Genomic DNA, 25,496 nt, shown 5'->3' with positions numbered 1-25,496 from the left:
TATATATCACGGGTGATCCTTGTTTGCATTTCATCGTCAGTTACATGACAATACGCGCTCTTTTGTATGAAACATATGAGTAGCTCTATGACTCCAGCAATCTATCTGGTCAAAGGTCGTGATAAATCTTTACGTCGTAAACATCCTTGGGTTTTTTCTCGTGGCATTAGCAAAGTTGAAGGCGATCCACAACTTGGTGAAACGGTCGATATTTACACGCATGATGGACAATGGTTAGCGAAAGCGGCTTACTCTCCCCACTCTCAAATTCGTGCTCGTGTATGGAGCTTTAACAATGAAAGCATTGATAGTGATTTTTTTATCAAACGTATTCAGCAGGCTCAAAAACTGCGCGACGAATTGATTGAGCGTGACGGCATCACTGGATATCGCCTAATTGCTGCCGAATCGGATGGCTTGCCCGGGATCACGATTGATAAATATGATAACTATTTAGTCTGTCAGCTACTCAGTGCCGGTGCTGAATACCAAAAACCGCACTTGATCACGGCCCTTAAACACTGCTTTGCCGATTGTCATATTTATGAACGCTCAGACGTTGCCGTGCGTAAGAAAGAAGGCTTAGAAGAGCGCGTTGGTGTATTGCACGGAGAAGTTCCACCAGAGGTGGTGGTGATTGAAGAAAATGGCATTAAAATTCGTGTTGATATTGTTGGTGGCCATAAAACTGGCTTTTATCTTGATCAACGCGATAGCCGTCAGCAATCGATGAAATACGTTAAAGATAAAGAAGTACTCAACTGCTTCTCTTACACCGGTGGCTTTGGGTTATATGCTTTAAAAGGTGGCGCTAAGCGCGTAATTAATGCTGATGTGTCACAACCTGCGCTCGATAATGCAAAAATGAATGCCGAGCTCAATGAATTTGATACTAGCAAAAAACGCGCAGTGTTTTTGAATGCCGATGTATTCAAACTGCTGCGCGAATACCGAGAGCAAGGCACACAATTCGATGTGGTGATCATGGACCCACCGAAGTTTGCCGAGTCTAAAGCTCAGCTGAACGGTGCTTGTCGTGGCTACAAAGATATTAATATGCTAGCGATGCAAATTTTAAAACCGGGTGGCACCCTACTCACCTATTCGTGCTCGGGTTTAATGGATCAAGTCCTGTTTCAAAAAATCATTGCTGATGCAGCGCTGGATGCCGGTCGCGATGTGAAGTTTATCGAACGCTTCGAACAAGCGGCGGATCATCCCGTTGATACCGCATACCCAGAAGGTTTTTATCTGAAAGGCTTTGCCTGCAAGGTGATGTAAATACCATAAAATAACGGCCTCTTTCGAGGCCATTATTTTTTCCAATACCACTAAATGCGATTACTTGTAACTTAAGTCTGTCGCCTTACCTTTAAAAATCCGATAGACAACGAAGGTATAAAGCAAGATCATCGGCATAACAATCACGACCCCAATCCCGACCACTAACAAGCTGGCAGTAGACGCGGCTGATTCTTGCGCTGTCATCACCCCAGGCACCACATCTGGGAAAAAGCTGTAAGCTAAGCCAAGGAAACTTAGAGCAAAAATCAACATCACTCCAAAGAATGGCCATTGCACGCCCATATCATTCTCTACCGGCACCCGTCTTAAATAACGATCAACCATAAAAATGGTTGCTAACACGACTAATGGCACCGGAGCCAACAGTAACATCTCAGGAAAACTGAACCAACGCTCAGCCACCATCGGATTAAATAACGGATTAACCACACTGACCGCTAAAATACCTAATGCCGCTAACCAGCCAGCGCGACGCGACCAATATGCCGCGCGTTTTTGTAACTCACCTTCAGTTTTTAAAACTAACCATGCGCCACCAATGTACACGTAAGCCGCTGTGACACACAACGCGCTGAGCAGAGCAAAGGCATACGCTTGTGTGGACTGTTCAAAACTCATCACATAGCGACCAATCATGTAACCTTGGGTCAGGGCCGCGAGCAATGAACCCGTTTTAAAGCACAAATCCCAATGATTTTTGTGATCGGCGTTCGCTTTGGCACGAAAATCGAACGCCACACCTCGCATAATCAAGGCGATCAGCATAATGGCGACCGGCATATAAACTTCGGTAAGGATATAGCTATGAGCGGCAGGAAACGCGATTAATAAAATACCAATACCTAGCACTAGCCACGTTTCATTGGCATCCCAAAAAGGGCCAATCGAAGCGATCATTCGGTCGCGTTGCGGCTCATTATTACGCGGTAATAAAATGCCAACGCCTAAATCATAGCCATCAAGCACGGCATACATAAAGACACTAAAGCCCAGCAGTAATAGATAAATCTCAGGTAGATGTGTGATCATGGTGATACCTTTTGCTCACTAGTCGTGACTGTTTCGGTGGGCGATGAAAACTGTCTGGCTAAATAAAACAGGGTATGGATATAAGCCACCAGCAAGACCGCATAGACAATTAAGTACATCACTAATGACGTGGCTACAGAGCTACTCGCCACCGTCGTTACCGCATCTGAGGTTCGTAATACCCCTTGCACTAACCAAGGCTGACGACCAATTTCTGTCACATACCAACCCGCTAAGGTTGCTACCCAACCAGAAAAGGTCATCGCGACTAAAGTGTATAAGTAAGCTTTCGGTAGTGATTGTTGGCGTAGCAATCGCCAAGCACCGAACCAACTCACCAAGAGCATCAACATCCCGACACCCACCATGATCCGAAAACCAAAGAATAAAGGCTTGACCGGAGGATGATCTGGCGCAAACTCATTTAAGCCCTGAATTTCACCATTTAAGTCATGGGTTAAAATGAAGCTGGCTAATTTAGGGATCCCGACTTCAAAATGATTACTGCGTGCCACTTCATCAGGCCAAGCAAAAAGCAGTAATGGCGCACCTTGTTCTGTTTCCCAGACTCCTTCCATCGCGGCAATTTTCGCAGGCTGATGTTCAAGCGTATTTAAGCCATGTAAATCACCGACCAAAATCTGCACCGGAATGCTGACAGCAGCTAGGATAATCGCCACTTTCATGCCCACTTTGGCGGCGTTAAGTTGTGAATTACGCAGGTACTGATAAGCCGAGATCCCAGCAATAACAAAACTGGCAGTGAGCAACGAAGCAAGTGACATGTGGGCGAGACGATAAGGCATGGAAGGGTTCAAAATTACTTCTTTCCAACTAGTCACATGCACAACACCATCGATTAATTCATAACCCGTTGGCGTATGCATCCAACTATTGAGAACCAAAATCCAAAAAGCAGAAAGTGAAGTACCAATCGCAACCAGTACGGTGGCTAAGGTGTGCACCCATTCTGGAACCCTTCCCCGTCCAAACAGCATCACACCAAGGAAAGTGGCTTCCATAAAGAAAGCGGTCATCACTTCATAACCCAGTAATGGTCCGGCAACATTACCGACTTTTTCCATAAAACCCGGCCAGTTGGTACCAAATTGGAAACTCATGGTAATACCAGAGACAACTCCAAGAGCGAAAGTAAGCGCAAATATCTTGACCCAAAAATAGTACAGATCAAGCCATAATTGAGCTTGAGTACGAACAAAACGCCATTTGAAAAACACCATGATCCACGCTAACGCAATTGTTATCGTAGGAAATAAGATATGAAAACTGATATTGGCTGCAAACTGGAGCCGCGACAACATGAGGGTATCTAACATCGTTTTTTCCTCAATTTGATTAGCCCTACTGGGTATCAACATTGACGCTATCTAAATTAGACAGCATCTAAAATTGATTTATATCAATTTTAGATGCTATGTCCGAGAAAAAACATGTATCGAATGAATGAAAATAGTGACAAAAGATGAATGACTGATGAGAAAAGAGCCTGTTTGCATACAGGCTCTTTTCTCTCTTAAAACTCAGCCGCGAGCTTAATGTACACTTCATCTTTGCCCAACTTACTGTCTAAACCATGGGCATATCCAATATGAATCGGTAACGCATTACCATACAAAACGATCGCATCGACTTGTAACTCAGCACCGATGCCCGTTAATGCACTGTAGCTTTGCTGAGAATTCCAACTGGAACCAGAATCAACAAATGCGGTCGCAGAAATGTCACCTAAACCAATCGGCCATAAGCCCCAGTTTCGCTCAGCGCGATACAGCAAACGGCTTAGCTCAATACTTTGTGTGGCATATTGCTGGCCCACTTGCGCCGCAGAACCATAACCGCGTAGTTTAAGTTCATTTCGGCCATAAAGTTGTGCTTCGTCACCCGTATAACCACCAAGTTCAAAAGGTTTAGCTTTAGCATCGGCATAACCGGCGGCCAAATGCGTTGTTAAGCGTAAACGTCCGGGTAAATCCCAGTTCGCCTGCCATTGTGCTTGCCACTTCTGTCCTGAGTAGTCACCGTCAATATTGGTTTCCCACACTAAGTCAGCGTAATGTCCCCAAGCGTAACCGGGGATATTCAATAAGCCTTCACGGTTATCCCATTGAATCGCACCACCGGCCAACCATTCATTACTTGCATCCGCATAGTGAGAACCTTGAGGAGATTTGACCAGCGCTTCTTTCTGCCAATAGGTTCCGACACCAACGTTTAAGTGGTCATCAAACGCATGCCATAAATGGTTACGCTGCAGAGTGAAATCATCCTGACGAACAATCCGATCATCTTTACCCGTTAATGCGTTAAATTTAAACTCATGTTCACGACTTAGTGTCGCTTGCCAGCGGTTATCGTATTGATAGCCAAGTTGATAAGCAGCAAACGCATTTTTACTGTCCCATGCCGCCATGATGTCATATTGGTGGCGACCCAATACATCGGAGCCACTAGTAGCAACACCAAATAACGATTGATTATCATCAGACTGCCATACCGGCACCCAATAACGTGGCGCTAACGTCGATAATGGCGAGTATCCTGTTGGCTGACTTTTCTCTGTAGCAGTAATCGTGGCTATCGGAGCCGCATTCACGGTGTTGGCCACCGGTAGCGTCGATAGCGGTATATCGGCAAGTCCTTGCGGATTCTCTACACGACGCAGATGGTAACCATCATGCTCATACGCTTGATAAACAATCCCTTCAGGCCCAGATTGCGGTGAAAATGCACCGCCGATTTCTGCGGTTAATTGTTCAACGATATTGGTTTGCAAATCAAGACGATAAATCTGATAACGCCCAGTATAATCGGCGCTGAACAGTAAATCGCCTTGCGCAGTAAAGCTCAATTGATGTTCAGTAGCGGCGGTTTCAGTGACCGCCATCCAGCTTTGCGTTGGCTGATCAAAACGCATAATATTCCACGACTGAAAAGGCGCTTTCACTGTGGCATAAATATCACCGTTTGGTGAGACGTCCATATCGCCTAATACCCAATTGGCTTCACCCTGCCACAACTGAGTTTGCTTGCCGTTTAATTCGATTTGCCATAACTCAGCCAGACCTTGCTGATGACGGACCGCAAAAATGCTTTGCCCATCGTTACTCCAACGTGCTTGCGCAAAGCGTTGCTGCTCAGTTAAACGCTGCCACTGACCATCAACATAACGATACAGATCATTAAAAACACGCCCATCAACATACGAATTGATCTGCGAAACCACTAGCCCTTGCGTCGGATGCGAGTCGATACTGGTTAAGCTTTTGGTACTGATCAGGCTCTGCCATTGACCATGCTTAGCATCCCATTGAGCAAGGTTAGCGCGATCATCGCCATTTCGACGCCAAGCGAGTAATGTGTCATTGTCATGGGCTAACAAATACTCAAATGGCTGAGCATCGAGTTCATGGTAAGTGAACGACGTATTCGAAGTCAGTTGATCGGCAAACTGCGTGTTCAAATCGGCACGAAACTCTTCCCAAAGCGCGAAAAAATCTTTCCCAAAAATGTGTCTAGCACTGAGATTTAAGAAAAGTCCCGGAACCAAATAGCCACTGTAATCGGTTAAAAAGGCCTGAACAGACTCTTCACCATAGGTTTTGGCTAGATACTGAACAAAATAAGCACCATACAAATAGTTACTGCCAAAGGGCAAACGCTTATTCGCCACCACCACTTGTTCAATATCGGCTAACTCACCACTCGCCACTTCCATACGCATCTGCATTGCAAAGTGACTGTTGTGTAATCGACCCACACCATGATCGTTTTGGCTTTCCATATAGACCGCCAAACCTTCCAATAGCATCGAGGGGGTAAGAGCATGTGGGAATAAAAAGGGATGACGGCCGACAATGCCTCGTCCAATGGTAACAGCACCATCACTCATTTCCATATGGATAATATGGGTATATTCATGACGGATCAGTAAATGCAGCCACTCATCATTACCTTCTAAGCCATTCACATCGCTAGGTGGATTGATGATCAGACGTATCTGTGCGTAAGGCAGTGGCGTTGCCCAGCCATTAGAGTAATCATAATCATCGACAAGTGTGAGATGAGTTCTCTCCACTGGCATTTGTGAAAACTGAGTCGCAAGCTCTTGATGAACCTGCTCCGCAATATCTAATGCGCGCGCTGCACTACTAGCAAGTTCACTGCGAAAATGCACGATAAAGTGCGCCGATTGCTGAGTTTGCCATATCTGCCCGGCTTGATCCCAAGCAACAGGCTCCGCCAACACATGAGGAGAATGAAGTCCAAGACAAGCCATCAGGCCCATAATCGGAGAAAGTGCCCATGTTTTCGACATAGTAAACAGCGATCCTATTAGTGATTAACCGTATTTATTATAAAGATAAACATCAAAATCAGTCAGTCATGAAATGTATGGTTTTGTCTGAATCCAACCCCATAAGCAAGTGCATTAACACCGATTGACCTCAATGACAAAGTATGCAGAATGAATCGTGGTAAAGGATGATTACCAAAACAGATAACGTACACTCCAAGTCAGCACCGGCTCGGTAAAATTCCTATCGACTTGATGATTAACGCCAACCTCCACCGAGCTCACCCAATTGGATAAAAACGGCGTTTCCCATTCAACACTCATGCCGACATCACGCCAAGTCCCAGAGACATCACGTAACGCTTGATTATGTTTGTCCGCATAGCGAGACCAGCCATTGATACTCCACTCATCATTAAGCTGATAGGAGCCATCAATCAGCCACTGTGCTCCAACGGCATTTGACCAATCCTTTTGCCATGCTAATGAGGCAGACAATGATTCAGTAAATAAATACCCGATACGCAAACTTGAACCGATTCGTGATGAGCCCTGCTCTTCGCTCAATAAGACTGGGCCAACGGTAAAATAAGCCTTGTCCCAATAAGGCATAGGTAAAGCCAACCCCGCTTCACCTCCCTGAGCAAAAAACAGTCCAAACTCCGTCTCTTTTTCGTAAGCAATGCTCGGTGACCACTCCCATTTGGTTGATGAACTCACCGCAGGGCTATCAATACCAAAACTGGCCCCAAGGCTAAACTCATCACAACGCACCACGCCGACCCATAGGGTCAGCGTGAACACGACGATAGTTTGGTAACCTAGAATCATCGTTTTATTGAGCATCGGGTAGCCTTTTCTGACGGTAAACATCCTTCCACATCTGATCTTGATGATCGCCCATCAGATGACAAATAATGCCTGAGCGTTTAAATAGATAAATGATGCCAACCGATAATGAACATAAGGTAAAGATCAGCAAGAAATTATTCGGTAAGGTCGTTCCCATCTTCGCTGAAGCCCAAGTGAGTAGCGGTCCCCATAAGAAAATAAAAATCGACTTATGGAAAATAAACACGGTTAATGAGTACATGCCAATCCAATTAAGAGGACGCCAGCTTAAACGGACCCCAGCTTGATGCAGTGTTAAAATTAAACCAATCACTAAAAATTCCGTGCCCCAAATCCCGAGACGACCAATGGTATCTTCTGCTAAGGCATGCTCTTCTGCATAGACATCATGCAAATCAATCGTCGCGGCTTGACCATTCAAGAAATAAAGCGATAAAGCCACCAGCGCAATACCCAATACAAGTTTATTCAGCGCATCACGTTTTTCAGCGTAATGATGCCACACCCACCCGTAGAGGAAACCAAAACACCCACTGGCCATAAACAGGTCTAACCGCGCATCCAACTCATAGCCTGGGTGTACATGGGTTTGCATCCATAGTTCAGCATGCTCTAGTAATGATGTCACACCCAACTGACTGACAATGGTACTCAATACGGTCAACACCACCATGCCGCGGATACCAAAAAAGGCGTAAACAATAGAGAAAAAAGCCAGTAGCGTCATCCATAGCATGACTGGATAAAATGAAATTGCCTCACCAAAGTTAGGCGCAATAATAAAACCTTCAATATACAACACAAAAATAATGCTCAAAAATAGAGCCAGTTTTTTCACCAGTGTTGCCCGCATATGTTCAGATGATCGCGCCGAAAGATTAAAGGCCGCTAACGCCAAATAGACTTGACTCACCCAAGGGATCAACCACGCTGAGACTTGTCCGGTAAAACTGTCCATCGGGACAAGTTGCCCCAACATGGGTAAATGTGAACGATATAATGTCTCATAAAAATCGCTCTCTTTAGGGAAAAAATCCACATACCAATAGTTTAAATACCCCGTATAATGTTCAAAGATGGCCATAAAAATGACCAAGCCGCGTAAAAAGTCGAGACCGACTAAACGCGTACGGTTTTCATAGGATTGTGTAGAATTCATGGAACGATACTCGTACTATTAACGTATTGGCCCGAACTATAGTTACTTGCTTTTTGTGACACAACTCATGTTTTGTACGCGTATGTATGCAAGCCTTACACAGCACCACATAATGTACCGTTTTGTCCGCCCCTATTGTATCCACGCTATTTTTAACTGATGATTCACTTATGAAAATTGTACTTATTGAAGACGATGTAAAGCTCGCAGAGCTGCTGACTAGCTATTTGGAAAATAATGAGTTTGAGGTTCATCTGGCTCACGACGGCCTGCAAGCGAGCAGCCTGATTTTGCAAATTCAGCCAGATTTAGTGATTCTCGATCTGATGCTACCCGGTTTAGACGGCTTATCGATTTGTCGAGAGATTCGTAACGACTACAAAGGGAAAATCGTTTTTTTAACCGCCAGTGACGATGACATCGACCATGTCGCCGCTCTTGAATTAGGTGCCGATGACTTTGTGAATAAACCGATTAAACCTCGGGTATTACTGGCGAGAATCCGCATGTTGCTGCGCCGCCAGCAACAAACCGAGTTAGCGCATCCAGACAATGATCATCAACTTCATTTTGGGCAGCTCAGTATCAATCACAAACTTCGTCAATGCTCTCTCGCCGGGGAAGATATTGTACTTACCGACAGTGAGTTTGACCTTTTGTGGTTACTGGCGAGTCATGCTGAGCAAGTACTATCACGCGAGTATTTAGTCAAAGAAACTCGTGGAATTGAATACGATGGGCTTGATCGAACCATCGACAATAAAGTGGCCATTTTACGCCGTAAACTTGGTGACAGCTCCTCAGTCCCAAAACGTATCTTAACCTTGCGTGGTAAAGGTTATTTATTTGTCCCAGAAAACTGGTCATAAAGGGAGACTATGAAACGTCTTTATTTAGAGCTGTATCTCGCTCTGGTCGGTATTTTTATGTTTACTTTAGTCAGTTATGTCACTATTGATGACTGGCTCTCTCCTGATCTTGACTTAGTGGCGCACAGTCAACAAATCCAAAGTACCCTTGAGCTTTTAGAGTTTATTGCCGATCAACAGGGCATTGAAATCGCGCAAGAAAAACTACAGTCGATGATCGAGGCTAACTGGCTTCTCATTGAGCCACTGTCTAAAGACTCACCGTTATTGACACCTCAAGTGAAAGAACAATTAGCTAATCATCACGTTTATAGTAACGATGACGATGGCTCTATCTTTATTTTTGAACCTACCGATACCATCTATCATATTTATCGTGATCCAGAAGCCGAAATTTGGATTGCTTTAGATATCGAAGATTGGGCGATTTTCCTGGTTTTAATGGGTTGCTTTGCCGTATACAGCATGTTGATGATGAAACTATTTATGTGGCGATTCAAACACCTCGAACAAGTGACTCAAGCCTTAGCTAAAGGTGACTTGAGCATTCGAGCAAAAGAGACCGGTTCGATGAAATTGGGGACGCTTAACCGCAGCTTCAATGCCATGGCTGATAAAATCTCTCAGCTAATAGAAAGTCATAAAATGCTCACTAACGCAATTGCTCATGAGGTGCGCACCCCGCTATTTCGCATTCAGTGCCAGCTTGATATGTTGCAAGAGATACCAGAACAAAAAGATAAATACATTGCTGGCATCGAAGATGACATCCATGAACTCGAGGAGATGATTAACGAGCTACTCCGCTTAGGAAAAATGGAGACCACGCCACTCACCTTCATTAGCCTCGACCTAGCACAATGGCTGCCAACACAAATCGAAAAATGGCAAATTGAGTCACCAGTCCCGATTGAATTACAAGCGCCACAGCACTGGCCAATACCGTTAGTCGATAGTAATTTATTCAACCGGGCAATTTCCAACGTGGTACGCAATGCTTCTCGCTATGCAAAAAGTCAAGTTAGGCTAAACATAAGCAGTGACGATCAGAATTGGAAAATCACCATTGAAGATGATGGCCCCGGGATCCCCGAAGCCCATTGGCCACACATTTTTAAACCGTTTTATCGCGTCGGCTCTGCCCGAGATAAAACCAGTGGTGGTTTTGGATTAGGATTAGCGATCGCTGAACAGATCGCCCGTCAACATCATGGGCATTTAGTCGTCACCTCGAGCCAAAGTTTAGGCGGAGCTTGTTTTGAATTCACCTTACCAAGCAATGGCAACGTCAAATCGGCATAAATTCCATTCAATCACGAAAAAAAGGCTCAACAGAAGCAATAATCGCGCAACTGCTTAATCGATTCGCCAGCGTAATTTCAAATACTGACGTCGGCTCTATCGACAGCGCCTTACCACTCCAATAATCATACCAATGAACAGGTTGAGTCGCCGTCAAGACAAATGTACCCGCCTCCTCTTGATAGTTAAATAAACAGTGTAATTGATGGTGAGGGGTTAAAGTTAATCGGGCATGATTCACCGCCAAAGACATCCATGTCGACGACGCTTGAGTCTGTTGCTGGCGAACAATTAATTTCTGAAGACTTGCTTGAGCAAAAGGAGACAATTCCGGCAGCGGATCACCCGATAATAAGAAACCGCCACAGGCCAAAAGAACATTGCGGTGAAATTCATAACTGGCATGGTCAGTTGCTTGGTTCGGTAATGAGAGAAAAGTCGCACAATCTGGATCAATTTGCCATAACCGACGATGCTGCCAACTACGATAAAAAGTTTCTTTCGCAATTTGCTCAAAACGAGAAGCATGACGTTCAACATCATCAGATACTCGCATTGCATCCACCAGGCCGAGCGATGGCCACATCGGCGCATTACACCCCAATAACCAAGCATCACCAGCACCGTCAGCTATCGCTCGCATCCCCATCCGATAAGCCTCAACCCCAGTCACTCCCGATAGATAACGATTCCCTTTTAGCGTTCCCCAATAATTAGCATCCAACTTAAACAGCTCAACGCCCCACTCTTCTCGCATGGTTTTGATCACGTGAGTTAAATAAGCCTGAACCTGCGGATGAGAACCATCCAATACATACCAAGGCGTACAGCGCCAGCCACCGTAAGTGACCTTTTCAGCTTCAAGTGGCTGTCCATGCGCATTACTGACAAACCAGTCGGGATGTTGCTGGAAAAGTTTGGATTCTGGTTGAGCAATAAATGGAGCAAGCCATATTGCAGGCTTTTTCCCAGCCAGTTTAATTTCCTGGATAAGATTTTTCACCCCACCGGAAAATTTTGCTGAAGGTGTCAACCAATCTCCCATAAAAGCTTGATACCCATCATCCAATAGCACCCACTCTAAATCCGCCAACTCACCTTTCATGACAGCAAGATTTGACCTGATATTCTGTTCATTCACATCAGCATAATATGCATACCATGAACACCAGCCAATGGGCGCTGGTTTGGTTATTCCATCACGTGGTTTATGATGATTTTTGATAAGCTCGGCATACTGTTGATAGATGGTCGATAAGGAGGCGTCTTGCAAAATAGCGACCGACTCTAAAGTACGATCAGTCCACTTACTGGGATCGATGCGCTCCCCATCAATTGATGCGACTAAATAAGTTTTTCCTAACTCATTGATCAATTCAAAATAGCCTGCAAATCGCTGGCAAGAGGTAAAACCAAACAACAGGTATCCATCTCTATTCTCAACCACAAAATAGTTGTAATAACGCTTATTAGCATGGTTCGGATAAATTCGATAACTAAGGCTATTATCTGGACAACGGCCTATATCGATAGGGCAATTCAACGTCCCCGATGTTTGACACAACATTTGAAAGCCATCGCCAATCACCCGAGCATCCATATCGACATTCAATACTGTTCGAAACAGCCTATACTGCTCAGCTAAGGGCTTAGCCTTGCCTCCACAATAAGAAAAATGCAGTTCGTGACCTTGTAATTGAGCCTTTAAATCTGGTTCGAGTAATTCAATTTCTCGATCATATGGTAAAGTCAACGTTATCATCAGTTCAGCCAAGAAAATTAATCATATTCCATAGTGTGTAGTGAATGAGCCTCACATATCGTTATACGGTTCACACTTTCCCAGTACCTGGTTGCAAATGATTCCGACCCTCGACTAAATCCCTTTTTCGTGGCTTTCATTAACCGCATAAGCACAAAGAAACACTCTTGTGATTTCATCTAGTAACTTAATTTGACTGGTCGCATCAGGCAGTTCATAGTTAGCAATTAACTGCGGCCATAAAAAACAACCATGAAATTGACTGATCATCATCATGGCAATGAGTTTGCTTTCACCATGTCGAATACGCCCGTCCTCCATTGCGTCTATAATCCACTGTTGTAACACCACGTCAGAGCCATCAACTATTGATAAATATTTCGCAGTCAGTTCCGGCTCTCTGATGAATTCACTGACAATCCTCCGGATAACCGGTAGACCAACATGGTGATACATTTTTACCACTTTCTTATGCAAATAATCTCGCAGTTGTTTCTCTAAACTTTCAGAAGACCGATATTGAAAAGAGATCGCTTTCGGTTCACCGCTGACTAATTCTCGAATCGCTTGGGAAAATAAAAGCTCTTTACTTTCAAAGTGTCGATACAAAGTTCGTTTTGAGGTGTTCGCTCTTTTACAAACCCTTTCCATATTTGCATCATGAAAACCATATTCGATAAACTCAGCGATAGCGGCTTCAAGCAATGCTAATTTTTTTCTTTCTGTTAACTTCATAAGATATTTCTCACTTGCTACTCTTCTTTGCTTCACATTAACGCTAGCACACAAAAAAAGTATACTTATAAGTTTACTTTTTTTGTGTGCTTAAGCATAATCGCACAACCAAATTTTCGAGCAACAAGATTTAAAAACCAAGCAAACGAAAAACAACTTAACACATATTAACCAACTGTTTTAAAAGATTTTTTATAAAACAATATAAGCTCTGTATATAAACAATCATTCATACAAACTTATGCGAGGCATTATGTGCATGAAATCTTCTCTTATCGTTTTAGGATTAATAAGTAGCTCTGCATGGGCGCAATTGGCAACCATAGACGGATTGACTGGCGAATTATCGCTTAGTACTGGATTTTATTCCGTAGAATCAAATTTGAATACGCATGATGACAACAAAAAACTTGATCGTTTAGATACAACCAATAAAGCGGTCAGTGGCGGTTTACTGCTACCTTTAGGAAGTATGCGTTACACTTTTGGACAAGATTTACATCAACAAATTTATGCTGGTACCTCACGAGAAGATATTGCTACAGGTACATTAGCGTTCGAAGTGGGTTATAAGTATCAATTCTTATCAGGCATGATTATTGATTTATCGATACTACCAACCATTATGTCGGGAGAAGTATGGGAAGATCCATATCAGCGACAGGGAGAACGAAAAAGTACAGATGAAGATGGAAATGCATTTCGTGTAAAAGTAGAAAACATCGGTGGCTCTAAATTTTCCATCGATCTCGCTCATGCGACCAAAGATATAGAAAACGACGTACTGGGTAAAAAATATCAAGCGCTTCGACGAGATGTTGACGCCTTTTATTTCAAAACAGATTATAAATACGGGTTAGATAACACCACCATGATCAAACCTCGAGTCTCTTTCATTAATGCGAAGGCTGAAGGTAGCGCTAACTCTTTCAAAGAATATGGCGCAGAGCTGAGTTACTTTAAATTCTTAGGACGTCATCAATTGGCGCTAACTGCGGGCATAAGTGGCCGTGACTACGACACAATAAACCCCGTATTTAAAACCAAACGAAAAGATGAGGATATCAATTTATTCATCGCTTATGAATATACAAATGTCATGGAGTGGGTGAATTGGTCATTAATCTCATTCGCTGGGATTAAAAAATCAGATTCAAATATTGATTTTTACGATCAAAAAGAAGGTATTCTTTCCGTGGGTTTAAACTACCAGTGGTAGTTTATCCGATTTCTATCCTGGTGTTTTAAAAGCCCCTCCATAGGTTGGAATCAATCTAACTGGAGGGGACAACCAAAATCAAATAGTGTAGGGATATTCACACCCAATCCCCCTTCCCAATAGTGAAATTGAGGTGCAACATACTATGAATCCTTTTTTTACTCGTTCAATGGCTGCAAAGCGCTCATTGCTTAGCGCGGTGATCGCCTCGGCTTTATTGCTAACTGGCTGCGGTGAAGCGCCGCAAGTCAACGCCCCCGCTCCTGTGGTCAAACCCGCATTAACCGAGATTGTCGTAAGTCAACGCGCTTCCGATCTCACCTTTAATGGCGTGGTACGCGCCGCTCAGCGCGCTGATCTCGCCTTTCGCATCAGTGGCCGCTTAACGGATATCGCGGTAAAAGAAGGCGACCAAGTTAAAAAAGGCCAATTACTGGCGAGCCTCGACTCTCGAGATGCCAAAACGGCACTGGAAGCTGCGCAACTTGAGCTAAAAAACACCGAACAAGAGTACCGCCGCGCCAAGGCTATTTTTGATAAAACCCAAGCCATTTCTAAAGCCGAGCTGGATAAAGTCACTAATCGCTACGACCTTGCCAAAAACCGCGTCGAAGAGGCAAAACGTAAACTGGAATACACCCAAATCATTGCCCCGTTTGATGGCGTCATCAGTGAAAAAGCCGTCGAGAATTTTGCTCAAGTGCAAGCCAATCAAGTGATCATGATTTTGCAAGATTTGAATGATTTGGAAGTGGCGATTGAGATCCCGCATCGTGTCATGCTCTCTGGTGTGCGCAATACCCGCGCGATCGCCGAGCTAAGTGCGATTCCTAATCAGCAATTTGATTTACAGCTGCGTACCTACTCCACTCAGCCAAGTTCGGATTCACAAACCTACTCTGTCGTGCTTGGTTTTGAAGATTTAAAAGGCTTTCGCGTGATGCCTGGCATGTCAGCCAAAGTGCTGCCGGTTGCCGACAATCCAACCGCTGAAAACACGCTGATCACCCTACCACTGACCGCCCTAGTACCAGATAACCAAGGCAAACAGTTTGTGTGGGTGGTCAATGCGCAAGACCAAGCGGAAAAACGTTACGTGGACATTGGCACCACCTACAAAGATCGCGTAGTGATTACCCAGCATCTCGAACCAGGTGAGCAAGTGATCATTGCCGGTGTTTCGAGTGTTCGCGAAGGCATGACCGTTCGTCCCTACACGGATAACAGCGGAGCCCAATAATGGATATTGCACGTTATACCCTTGCCAAACGCACTAGCGTTTGGGTGCTGATAGCCCTGACCTTGATTGGCGGCTACATCAGCTACCTCAAATTGGGTCGCTTTGAAGATCCTGAGTTTGTCATTCGCCAAGCGGTGATTGTGACGCCTTATCCGGGTGCAACCGCGCAAGAGGTCGCAGATGAAGTGACCGATGTCATCGAAGGCGCGGTGCAAGCCCTGCAAGAGCTAAAAGAAGTCAAATCGGTTTCGATGCAAGGCCGCTCTGAAGTGACGGTGGAAATCAAACTCGAATTTGCCAAATCCTCGGCGCAGCTGCAGCAGGTGTGGGACAAGTTACGCCGCAAAGTCGCGGATGCGCAGCGCCAACTGCCTCCCGGAGCAGGCGCTTCGATTGTCAATGATGACTTCTCCGACGTGTACGCGCTGTTTTATGCGGTGACGGGGGAAGGCTTTAGCGACAAACAGCTACAAGACTACGTCGATACGCTGCGCCGTGAATTGGTTTTGGTGCCGGGTGTAGCCAAAGCCGCCACATTGGCCGAGCAGCAAGAAGCGATTTTTATCGAGATGTCCAGCGAACGCATGGCGGAATTTGGCCTTTCGGTTGAACGCGTACTGCAAGTGCTACAAAAGCAGAGCTTAGTCACCGTTGCAGGCAGCGTCGATGCAAAGCAAATGCGCATTCCAGTGATCCCAAAATCCAACATCAGCTCTTTGGCTGGCCTCACTAATTTGCAAGTGGCGGTCGGTAGCAACAATGCGGTTGTGCGCCTAGGTGATATTGCCAACATCAGCCGTGGCTACACCGAACCAGCATCGATGTTGATGCGCTATAACGGTCAGCGTGCAATTGGCTTTGGTATCTCAAACGTCACTGGCGGTAACGTGGTGGAGATGGGCGATGCCGTCAAAGCACGCTTGGCTGAACTTGAAAGCCAGCGCCCACTGGGCATGGATCTGCATGTGATTTCGATGCAGTCTGACTCGGTGCGCGCTTCGGTGGCCAATTTTATTGATAACCTGATTGCTGCCGTGGCCATCGTGTTTGTCGTGCTGCTGCTGTTCATGGGCGTACGCTCGGGTGTCATCATCGGTTTTGTTCTATTGCTTACCGTGGCCGGCACCTTATGTGTCATGCTGATTGATGACATCGCCATGCAACGGATTTCGCTCGGCGCACTCATCATCGCCCTCGGTATGTTGGTGGATAACGCGATTGTGGTCACTGATGGTGTACTCGTGCGTTTTCAACAAGATCCGAACGCCGATAAACAGCAAGTGGTCTCTGAAGTGGTTAATGCCACTAAATGGCCACTGCTAGGCGGCACGGTGGTGGGCATTTTTGCCTTCAGCGCGATTGGCCTGTCCCCTTCGGATATGGGCGAATATGCTGGCTCGCTGTTTTGGGTAATTCTCTACTCGATGTTTTTGAGTTGGGTGTTTGCGGTGACCGTCACCCCCATGCTGTGCCATGACTTTTTACGTGTTAAACCTGCAACCAAAGAGGCGAAACCGTCTAAATTGGTAACGGGTTATAAAGCTGTTCTGCAATGGGTGTTAAGCCACCACGTGGTCAGTTGTGCGATGCTGCTTGGCACCTTGGTGGCTGCGGTGTGGGGTGCTCAGTTTATTCCGCCAGGCTTTATGCCAGAGTCGCAACGCCCGCAATTTGTGGTGGATGTGTACTTGCCACAAGGATCGGATATTCGCCGTACCGAACAGGTTGTCGCCAACATTGAGAAAGACGTGGCGCAAAAAGAGGGGATTACCAATATCACCAGTTTCATCGGCGGTGGTGGTCTACGTTTTATGCTGACCTACTCACCCGAGGCGCGTAACCCAAGTTACGGCCAATTGCTGATTGATATTGATGACTACACCAAAATTGCCCCATTAGTAGGCGAGCTGCAAAATGAGCTGGATGCCAAATACCCAGATGCCTCAATCAAGGTGTGGAAGTTTATGCTCGGTCGCGGCGGCGGCAAGAAAATTGAAGCCGGTTTCAAAGGCCCAGACAGCCATGTGCTGCGCCAATTGGCCGAACAAGCCAAAGCGATTATGCATAACGACCCGAACCTGATTGCGGTGCAAGATGACTGGCGTCAGCAAGTGCCGGTATTGCAGCCGGTGTATTCCGCGCAAGAAGCACAGCGTCTTGGTTTGACGACACAAGAAATCAGTGCCGCGATCGCACAAACGCTCAATGGACGTAATGTTGGGGTTTATCGCGAAGGTAATAACTTGATCCCGCTGATGGTGCGCGCACCAGAAAGTGAACGCAATCACGAACGCGCGATTGAAAACAGTGAAGTGTTCAGCGCGCAAACGGGGCGTTACGTTCCGGTGAGCCAACTAGTAGATTCGGTCGATACTGTCTATCAAGATGCCTTACTGCGCCGTATTAACCGCATGCCGACCATCTTGGTACAAGCTGACCCAGCGCCCGGAGTGATGACCGGTGATGCGTTCAATAATGTGCGCGAAAAAATCGAGCAGATTGAACTACCTGCTGGCTATGAGCTGATTTGGTACGGTGAATACAAAGCCTCGAAAGATGCCAACGAAGGCTTAGCGATCTCCGCGCCTTACGGCTTCGCGGCGATGATTCTCGCAGTGGTGTTTATGTTTAACGCACTGCGTCAGCCACTCGTGATCTGGATGACGGCTCCTTTTGCCGTCGTGGGTGTCACCATTGGCCTTATCGCCTTTCAAACCCCATTCGAGTTTATGGCGATCCTCGGTTTCCTAAGCTTGATTGGTATGATGGTGAAAAACGCGATTGTGTTGGTTGACCAAGCGGATGCGGAAATTCGCGAAGGTAAACAAGCTTATTTCGCAATCATTGATGCGGCGGTCAGCCGTGCACGCCCAGTTCTGCTAGGCGCATTCACCACGATTTTAGGTGTGGCTCCACTTTTGGTAGACCCATTCTTTAAGAGTATGGCGGTCACCATTATGTTTGGTTTGCTGTTTGCCACCATTCTGACCTTAGTCGTGATCCCGCTCTTTTATGCCGTGCTGTTTAGAGTGAACGTCGCCAAAGCGTAATTAAACGACCGGAATCAACCCACAAGTTTGAGAATCGAGCCTTGTGGGTTGACACAATAGTGTTCATACGTCTCTATTAGTTATAATAGATCCAACCGCTCCCGATTCGCCAAAAACGACAAAGCCCGCCAATAAATAGCGGGCTTTGTTACATAAACTGGTGCGTCTGAGTGGACTCGAACCACCGACCCCCGCCATGTCAAGGCGATACTCTAACCAGCTGAGCTACAGACGCAAAAATAACATTCTCTTTGGTGCGTCCGAGTGGACTCGAACCACCGACCCCCGCCATGTCAAGGCGATACTCTAACCAGCTGAGCTACGGACGCATCACTTGAGAACGAGGAGGATATTAGCGATTGATGTTAGCTAGTGCAAGTCTATTTTCTATGTTTTTGAACTGATTGGCTTTTACATCACCAATTTGCTGTTTTTTTACTCGCCACACTTGCGGAATTAAGCCATAAACATGGCACTGTAGTGATAATGGAAGATAAACATCCACAAGCACGAATAAAATAGCTAACCAAAACGACTTCTTTTTTTGTGATTTAGATTCAAAAATATTATTGATTGCTGAAACCAAATAAGTACTATAGCGCATATGAATTAGGTAATATGCAATTGAGTCTTTAAAACATGGATGCAAAGTTATTTGGCAATTCGCATGCGTTAAGAACATCAGTTCTAACTCGGTTAAGCCTGTTTATGACGGCTATGGCTCTATTTTTTGCCATGTTCAATATTACCTATCAACAATTCTACTTTTTAGCTGGCTTAGAATTATTGTTTGCTTGCCATTCAGCCTATATCCATCAGTTGACAAAACGGAACCAACACTCTAGTCGACACATTCGGTGGTATGCCTATTTTTTAGTCACTATTATTAGCATTGCTACCTACAGCCAGCCAATGGGCAATGGTCTGTTTTTATGGAGCCTACTTTGCCCAGTCCTTTTGTATGTTTTGTTAGGCTTAAAGCAAGCACAACTCATCACCGGACTCGTTCTCACAATCCAAATACTCAATATTTTCCACCAATCATTGCATCCAACCGGTTACAACAGCGAAGTAACCTTGATCAATCTCATCGTTTGCTATTGTGGCATCTGGATTATTGCCCACAGCTATGAGTTTAACCGAAATAAAATTGAAAATACGTTAACTTATTTAGCATCAAGAGACTCTCTTACAGGAGCTCACAATCGTTTATCACTCAATGCGGCCTTTCAAAATTTTAAACATCATAAAGACAACCAATCTTCACTATGTCTTTTAATTCTTGATTTAGATTATTTCAAACAAATCAATGATGAATTTGGTCATGATGCTGGAGATAAAGTCTTGATGGATACCAGTCACTTACTCGCTAATATTGTCGGTGACAGTAATGTCTACAGAATCGGAGGCGAAGAATTTTGTATCACGCTATTTGACCATTCACTGAGTCAAGCTGAACATGTAGGTGAACGATTACGTAATATTATGGCGAACCACTTATTCTCTCATCATAACAAACGGATTCAGCTCACACTCAGTGTTGGCATCTGTGAATACCGAGAAGGTGATAACTTAAATGAATTAATAAAACTAGCAGACTTAGAACTATACCGAGCGAAACAAAATGGTCGAAATCAAGTTAGAATTTGCCAAACCTCCAAGGTTTCTTACGATTCATCCCAGATTGAGACTCTTTAATTTTCAAGATCTTTCTGATGATTTTCCACCTCTTCTAACTCATAAACTACATTGTAATTTTCAGTATAAGTGCAGTGAGGTTGACGACTACAAGTAAAAAATCTTCGCCCTTTAAATTCTCCTTGGCTGGCAACCTTTATAACCATAGGGCTACCGCAGCGTTTACAAAAGCGGATTTCTTTATCAGGTTCAATCAAATCAATATGCGCAGCAAGTAGTCGGCGCAATTTCCCCACTTGATAGCTGTATTTGATGGTGGCCCCAATCAATGGGATATTAGCTGATTGGCAAACATGCAATAAAAGTTTTTGTCTTTCTAATTTACCCTTAACTAATGGTTTACCATCGTCTAATTCAATAATAACTCTTGGCTCTAAGCTACGAGCGTCACACACAATAAAGTTAAAATAATTTTTAGCGATTCGCTGATAGGCAGCAAACTGGCTTTTTTTCTTTAACTTCTTCCCAGGGGTAACGACATTTGCCATATTTACTTTAGCTAACACAATACCATGGTCACCCACTGCTGCTCTTAATGCATGATAAAAAGTACTTTCAGAAGCATTCAGTAATGCCCCCTGCTTCTTATAAGAGTAATCTTTGTCACTTTCTTGACGAATAACGTACTTCTGAATAAAAACGAAGAAAATAACCAATAATGCAAGGATAATAAATATGTTCGTCATAGTACCTATTTGAAACCAAGATGGTTAAAAAATGCAATCATCCATCATACTGACTAACCGACCAATTTCAGGTTTAGTAATGGTATCATTCGCGCCTAATGATAATGCTTTTGCTCGGTTATCATCGCTCATTAATGACGAAAACATAATGATAGGAGTATTATTATAGGCCTCATTTTCACGTAACCGCTTGACCAAATGCATTCCATCCATTCGAGGCATTTCTACATCGGTCACCAAAGCGTTAATTAACTCACTGACCGGCAGCTTTTCTTCGTTAGCAATACGTTGAATATCCATCAACTTTTCATAAGCTTCCCCACCATCTTTACAAGCAATAACGTTATAACCAGCAGAGCTTAAAGTATCTTGGATTAAACTCCGAATAAAAGCTGAATCATCGACGACCATCACCGTTTTTGCATTACGCTTGGTCACCATTTTCTGATTAAGATCAACAGAACGATCGACTTTAACGTCATATTTTTCCATACTTAGTTCTGGATTAATGTCAGCAATGATCTTTTCAAAATCCAGAATCATGATCAATTTATTTTCTTTTCTTACTACCGCTACCACACAGTCTTGTTCACCAGATTCAAGAAACTGACTTGGTGACTCAACATCATTCCAGGATATGCGGTGAATGCGGCTAATACTGTCAATCAGAAAACCATTTGTCATGCGGTTAAAATCAGTCACAATCACATACTTATTATCGACACCTTTTCGAGTTGGCACCCCCAGCCACCCGGCGAGATCCACCAAAGGGGTTAAAATATCGCGTGAAGAAAAAACACCGAGCATGTGAGGCTGAGCATTCGGGTAATCTGTGGTTTCTGGCACCCGGATCACTTCTCGAACTTTGGCCACATTAATACCGTAGTAACAAGTTTTTGTTTCACCACTAGGCAACAGTTTCTCCAAGTGGAACTCAATAATTTCTAGTTCGTTAGTGCCGCTTTCTAATAAAATAGTACTGCTTGAATTACTCATAGTGCTCACATCTTTAAGGCAAGTCGACGATATAGTTTCATCTCTTTAGTATACACCCAACTTTTCGTAAATATAATCAACCACACAATATTGACTCTCTATTTTGTTAGCTATCGCTGATATTTCAAAGACAGGGCAAAAAGTACTTTCCACACTAAGCACAAAACTCGCGTTCATGTTAGTCTGCAAAACGCACCATATAAATCCATTTCATGAAAGAACATTCATTGAAAATCATCATTTTTAACATAATGATTTAAAGGAATAAAATAAATAAAAAGGACGAAAAATACTGATAAATCTATTAACTATTTTTTGCAAATTTGCACTTCAAAACTTGCGGTTGATCACACTAAGATTTGCTTATTTTTTACCCAATCCGATTGTTACCCTATATAATCATCTAAGGCGTAAAAGTTATTACCATTCTAGACTAAATTATAATTATTAAATCATGGTAGTTAGCTCACCCTTACATTGTCAGGAGGATAGTAAAAATGGAAAAAGATGCTTTAGGTATATGCCTTTCACGAGACATGCTAAACGAGCATCTCCTTTCGACGTTTACTCATGTCCGAGCGTATGAATTAGAAGCCGAAGACAGCCAGAGTTTACGCGTCTTGCTTGCGTTCCCACAAATGTCAGGAAAGGATGTGTTGACCACAATGCAAGGGACAAAACACCTTGTATGGCGAGCCGATTTCTTATGCCCTTACCATTTCTCATAAAATGAGTAAATAAACGCATTGCTGGTTCGAGTTTTCGAATCAGCAACCTGATTTTGGTCATAACAAAAAACTACTCAAGCCAGTAGAAAATCTATAGTATAGAGTATTAACTCTAAACCAAATTCTGAACGGAAAGATGAAGCCAAAATCACTCACTCTCTTGATATGCTCATTACTGGGTATTTCATCAGTATCGGCCGCCCCCATTTCCTTCCAGCAAGCTTGGGAAATTTTGCAGCAAAGTAACCATTCATTAGCCGCAGAAAGAGCCAATGTTGAACGTTATCAATATTTGCAAAATGCGTCAGGTGCTCTTGATTTGCCTAGTATTACACTAGGGGCCACCTACACTCGGCTGGATAAAGAACTTTCCGTATCAGGCAAGCAGCTGATTGAGAATACAACGATAGATTCTTCAATGGCGTCGATAATTGCGGGGTTACTTTCTAACTCGAATATTAATCCTGCTAAGATAACCACTCATTTATCTGAACGCGATATATTTAGCTCTTCCATTAGAGCAATATGGCCCATTTTTACTGGAGGGCGAATTAATGCCGCACAGACTGCCGCTGAAGGGAAAAAAGAAGAAGCACAAAGTCAACTGGCGATGGTGACACAAGCTCGTTATGAAGATTTAGCGAAATATTACTATAGCGTGGTGTTAGCAAAAGAGGTGCTCAAAACTCGAGTGGCGGTAGAGCAAGGCCTAACCCAGCACCGAAACAATGCATTAAAACTTGAGCAACAGGGGCAAATTGCACGCGTTGAACGCTTACAAGCAGAAGCCTCGCTAGATAAAGCGATGATTGATCGTAAAAAAGCAGAAAAAGATCTCGATATCGCTCAAAGTGCACTGACTCAGATATTAAATGAAAATCAGCTTGTTGAACCGGGTGGCCCGCTTTTTATCAACCAGAGCTTACCACCACTATCCGCCTTTGTTGAACAGACGTTGTCTACCTACCCAGGCTTACAATTACTCGCGGCGAAAGAGAAGCAAGCCAGCAGTTTGATTAAAGCAGAAAAAGGTAAATACTATCCAGAGGTTTATGCCTTTGGCAACTATAGTTTACATGACGATGACTCGTTGGCTAGCCAAATGAAACCAGATTGGATGGTCGGTATCGGTGTCAGTATTCCTCTTCTTGAAAATACCGGACGAAGTGAGCAGGTAAAAGCGGCTAATAGCACGGTTTCACAAGTCCGTTTTTTACGCGCTCAAGCCAAACAAGATCTTACGGTTTTGGTTGAAAAAACCTATAAGGAAGCAGAACAAGCGCTCGAAGAAGTACAAGGCCTTGATTCTAGCTTATCCCTCGCACGGGAAAATCTAATTCTTCGGCAGTCGGCCTTTAACCAAGGTCTTGCCACCTCTTTAGATGTGGTGGATGCTGAACTCTATGTCGCTAGCATCCGTACTCAACAAGCTGTCGCCGGATTTAATTATCTCATTTCCTTGTGTAAACTCTTGGCCCTCTCTAGTGAAATGAACACATTTTCACACTATACAGAGATGGCTATCCCCCTAACAATGCAATTTACCCAAGACCTGACTTCACAAAAGGAACCATCATGAAAGCAGTGAAATTGGCTCTTCTTACTATCACTACCATCACAGCTATCACTTGGATCGGCTACCAATTTTATCAGGCCTATCAGCCTCAGCCCATGCGTATTCAGGGACAAATTGAATCGCAACAATACAGTATTTCATCAAAAGTTCCTGGGCGTATCGATCAGGTATTTGTTCGTAAGGGGGATGAAGTCAAAAAGGGACAGTTGATATTCACGCTACATAGCCCGGAAATTGAAGCGAAACTTGAACAAGCTTTAGCAGGTCAAAAAGCCGCTGGAGCTTTAGTTCAAGAAGCAGAAAAGGGATCCCGCAACCAACAAATTCATGCCGCACGTGATCAATGGTTAACGGCCAAAGCTGCCGCAGACCTTGCCCAAAAGACCTATCTACGGGTAAATAACCTCTATAAAGACGGGGTGATTTCTGAGCAGAAACGTGATGAAGCAAACACTCAATGGCAAGCGGCTAAACATACAGAAAGCGCAGCCTTTCAAATGTACGAAATGGCTAAGGAAGGAGCGCGCAAAGAAACCATTCTCGCGGCATTAGAAAAAGAGCGGATGGCAGCAGGTGCCGTTGCTGAAGTTGAAGCCTATGCAGCAGATACCCGTATAGAAAGCTGGTTTAACGGTGAAGTTTCTCAGGTACTTCTGCATGATGGAGAGTTAGCACCACAAGGTTTTCCTGTCGTCACCGTCATTGATACACAAGATTCTTGGGCAGTATTTAATGTGCGGGAAGATCGACTACAAAATTTCGCAAAAGGGCAAACATTCAAAGCCTTTCTTCCCGCTTTAAATCAATCCATTGAGTTTAAAGTCACTCATATTGCCGCGATGGGTGATTTTGCGACTTGGCGTTCTACCGATGCCACTCAAGGTTTTGATCTACGAACCTTTGAAGTTGAAGCTCGCCCGACTCAGGCTGTAGAAGGCTTAAGAATGGGTATGACTGTCGCTGTTGAGCTCTGAG

The 25,496-nt window shown here is 44.2% G+C and carries 20 protein-coding genes and 2 tRNA genes; 10 read left to right on the top strand and 12 right to left on the bottom strand.

Features of this window, described 5'->3' with window-relative positions; translation table 11 throughout:
• Positions 1–87: 87 nt before the first annotated feature.
• Positions 88–1,281, top strand: a complete 1,194-nt coding sequence (locus FKN05_RS02975) for a class I SAM-dependent methyltransferase (protein ID WP_170886878.1) — start codon at positions 88–90, stop codon at positions 1,279–1,281.
• 60 nt (positions 1,282–1,341) lie between these two features.
• Here FKN05_RS02975 and FKN05_RS02970 read toward each other — a convergent pair whose 3' ends face one another.
• The 5 genes from FKN05_RS02970 to FKN05_RS02950 form a co-directional block, all read right to left on the bottom strand.
• A complete protein-coding gene (locus FKN05_RS02970) occupies positions 1,342–2,334 on the bottom strand; it encodes a cytochrome d ubiquinol oxidase subunit II (RefSeq protein WP_099612498.1) in 993 nt (330 codons plus the stop codon).
• Positions 2,331–3,671 carry a cytochrome ubiquinol oxidase subunit I gene (locus FKN05_RS02965; RefSeq protein WP_170886877.1) on the bottom strand — a complete coding sequence of 447 codons (1,341 nt, stop codon included), beginning with the start codon at positions 3,669–3,671 and terminating at the stop codon, positions 2,331–2,333. Before FKN05_RS02965 ends, FKN05_RS02970 begins: the two co-directional genes overlap by 4 nt.
• A gap of 197 nt (positions 3,672–3,868) precedes the next feature.
• The gene (locus tag FKN05_RS02960; protein ID WP_170886876.1) at positions 3,869–6,670 is read right to left on the bottom strand and encodes a TolB; all 2,802 of its coding nucleotides are present in this window, start codon (positions 6,668–6,670) and stop codon (positions 3,869–3,871) included.
• Between the two features lie 171 nt (positions 6,671–6,841).
• Positions 6,842–7,495 carry a hypothetical protein gene (locus FKN05_RS02955; RefSeq protein WP_170886875.1) on the bottom strand — a complete coding sequence of 218 codons (654 nt, stop codon included), beginning with the start codon at positions 7,493–7,495 and terminating at the stop codon, positions 6,842–6,844.
• Positions 7,485–8,660 (bottom strand): hypothetical protein, encoded by a 1,176-nt coding sequence (locus FKN05_RS02950; RefSeq protein WP_099612502.1) that lies wholly within the window; start codon positions 8,658–8,660, stop codon positions 7,485–7,487. The genes FKN05_RS02955 and FKN05_RS02950 overlap by 11 nt, the downstream gene beginning before the upstream one ends.
• Positions 8,661–8,830: 170 nt before the next feature.
• Between FKN05_RS02950 and FKN05_RS02945 the strand changes: the two genes are divergently transcribed.
• The gene (locus tag FKN05_RS02945) at positions 8,831–9,529 is read left to right on the top strand and encodes a response regulator (RefSeq protein ID WP_099612503.1); all 699 of its coding nucleotides are present in this window, start codon (positions 8,831–8,833) and stop codon (positions 9,527–9,529) included.
• Positions 9,530–9,538: 9 nt separating this feature from the next.
• Positions 9,539–10,831 (top strand): ATP-binding protein, encoded by a 1,293-nt coding sequence (locus tag FKN05_RS02940; protein ID WP_170886874.1) that lies wholly within the window; start codon positions 9,539–9,541, stop codon positions 10,829–10,831.
• Between the two features lie 7 nt (positions 10,832–10,838).
• Here FKN05_RS02940 and FKN05_RS02935 read toward each other — a convergent pair whose 3' ends face one another.
• Both FKN05_RS02935 and FKN05_RS02930 read right to left on the bottom strand, forming a co-directional pair.
• Complete coding sequence (locus FKN05_RS02935) at positions 10,839–12,593, bottom strand: glycoside hydrolase family 36 protein (protein ID WP_170886873.1); 1,755 nt, start codon at positions 12,591–12,593, stop codon at positions 10,839–10,841.
• A 114-nt stretch (positions 12,594–12,707) separates the two neighbouring features.
• On the bottom strand, positions 12,708–13,328 hold the full coding sequence (locus FKN05_RS02930) for a TetR/AcrR family transcriptional regulator (RefSeq protein ID WP_099612506.1): 621 nt from the start codon (positions 13,326–13,328) through the stop codon (positions 12,708–12,710).
• A 259-nt stretch (positions 13,329–13,587) separates the two neighbouring features.
• On the opposite strand from FKN05_RS02930, the gene FKN05_RS02925 reads away from it, so the two are divergent.
• The 3 genes from FKN05_RS02925 to vexD all read left to right on the top strand — a co-directional run bounded on the left by FKN05_RS02925 (position 13,588) and on the right by vexD (position 18,837).
• On the top strand, positions 13,588–14,547 hold the full coding sequence (locus FKN05_RS02925) for a DUF2860 domain-containing protein (protein ID WP_342747987.1): 960 nt from the start codon (positions 13,588–13,590) through the stop codon (positions 14,545–14,547).
• 145 nt (positions 14,548–14,692) lie between these two features.
• Positions 14,693–15,787, top strand: a complete 1,095-nt coding sequence (vexC, locus tag FKN05_RS02920; protein ID WP_099612508.1) for a multidrug efflux RND transporter periplasmic adaptor subunit VexC — start codon at positions 14,693–14,695, stop codon at positions 15,785–15,787.
• Positions 15,787–18,837 carry an efflux RND transporter permease subunit VexD gene (vexD, locus tag FKN05_RS02915; protein ID WP_170886872.1) on the top strand — a complete coding sequence of 1,017 codons (3,051 nt, stop codon included), beginning with the start codon at positions 15,787–15,789 and terminating at the stop codon, positions 18,835–18,837. Before vexC ends, vexD begins: the two co-directional genes overlap by 1 nt.
• Before the next feature lie 158 nt (positions 18,838–18,995).
• Here the strand turns inward: vexD and FKN05_RS02910 are convergent.
• The 3 genes from FKN05_RS02910 to FKN05_RS02900 all read right to left on the bottom strand — a co-directional run bounded on the left by FKN05_RS02910 (position 18,996) and on the right by FKN05_RS02900 (position 19,441).
• Positions 18,996–19,072 (bottom strand) — tRNA-Val (locus FKN05_RS02910).
• Between the two features lie 17 nt (positions 19,073–19,089).
• Positions 19,090–19,166 (bottom strand) — tRNA-Val (locus FKN05_RS02905).
• A gap of 23 nt (positions 19,167–19,189) precedes the next feature.
• Positions 19,190–19,441, bottom strand: coding sequence for a hypothetical protein (locus FKN05_RS02900; RefSeq protein WP_099612510.1), 252 nt, complete (start codon positions 19,439–19,441; stop codon positions 19,190–19,192).
• Positions 19,442–19,476: 35 nt separating this feature from the next.
• Here FKN05_RS02900 and FKN05_RS02895 point away from each other — a divergent pair, with 35 nt between their 5' ends.
• Positions 19,477–20,535 (top strand): GGDEF domain-containing protein, encoded by a 1,059-nt coding sequence (locus FKN05_RS02895; RefSeq protein WP_099612511.1) that lies wholly within the window; start codon positions 19,477–19,479, stop codon positions 20,533–20,535.
• Here FKN05_RS02895 and FKN05_RS02890 read toward each other — a convergent pair.
• Both FKN05_RS02890 and FKN05_RS02885 read right to left on the bottom strand, forming a co-directional pair.
• The gene (locus FKN05_RS02890; protein ID WP_099612512.1) at positions 20,532–21,221 is read right to left on the bottom strand and encodes a DUF2726 domain-containing protein; all 690 of its coding nucleotides are present in this window, start codon (positions 21,219–21,221) and stop codon (positions 20,532–20,534) included. The genes FKN05_RS02895 and FKN05_RS02890 overlap by 4 nt on opposite strands.
• A gap of 24 nt (positions 21,222–21,245) precedes the next feature.
• Positions 21,246–22,217: a chemotaxis protein gene (locus FKN05_RS02885; protein ID WP_161433871.1), complete on the bottom strand. Its 972-nt coding sequence runs from the start codon at positions 22,215–22,217 to the stop codon at positions 21,246–21,248.
• A 497-nt stretch (positions 22,218–22,714) separates the two neighbouring features.
• On the opposite strand from FKN05_RS02885, the gene FKN05_RS02880 reads away from it, so the two are divergent.
• The 3 genes from FKN05_RS02880 (at position 22,715) to FKN05_RS02870 (ending at position 25,495) form a co-directional block, all read left to right on the top strand.
• Positions 22,715–22,945 (top strand): hypothetical protein, encoded by a 231-nt coding sequence (locus tag FKN05_RS02880; RefSeq protein WP_161430523.1) that lies wholly within the window; start codon positions 22,715–22,717, stop codon positions 22,943–22,945.
• 136 nt (positions 22,946–23,081) lie between these two features.
• Complete coding sequence (locus FKN05_RS02875) at positions 23,082–24,524, top strand: TolC family protein (RefSeq protein ID WP_170886871.1); 1,443 nt, start codon at positions 23,082–23,084, stop codon at positions 24,522–24,524.
• Positions 24,521–25,495, top strand: a complete 975-nt coding sequence (locus FKN05_RS02870) for an HlyD family secretion protein (protein WP_099612515.1) — start codon at positions 24,521–24,523, stop codon at positions 25,493–25,495. Before FKN05_RS02875 ends, FKN05_RS02870 begins: the two co-directional genes overlap by 4 nt.
• Position 25,496: the final 1 nt, after the last annotated feature.

The sequence above is a fragment of the Vibrio sp. 1-1(7) genome (assembly GCF_013048485.1).
In the GTDB taxonomy this organism is placed as follows: domain Bacteria; phylum Pseudomonadota; class Gammaproteobacteria; order Enterobacterales; family Vibrionaceae; genus Vibrio; species Vibrio fujianensis.
The sequence above is the reverse complement of the archived record's forward strand: the minus strand, read 5'-3'. Positions and strand labels throughout refer to the sequence as shown.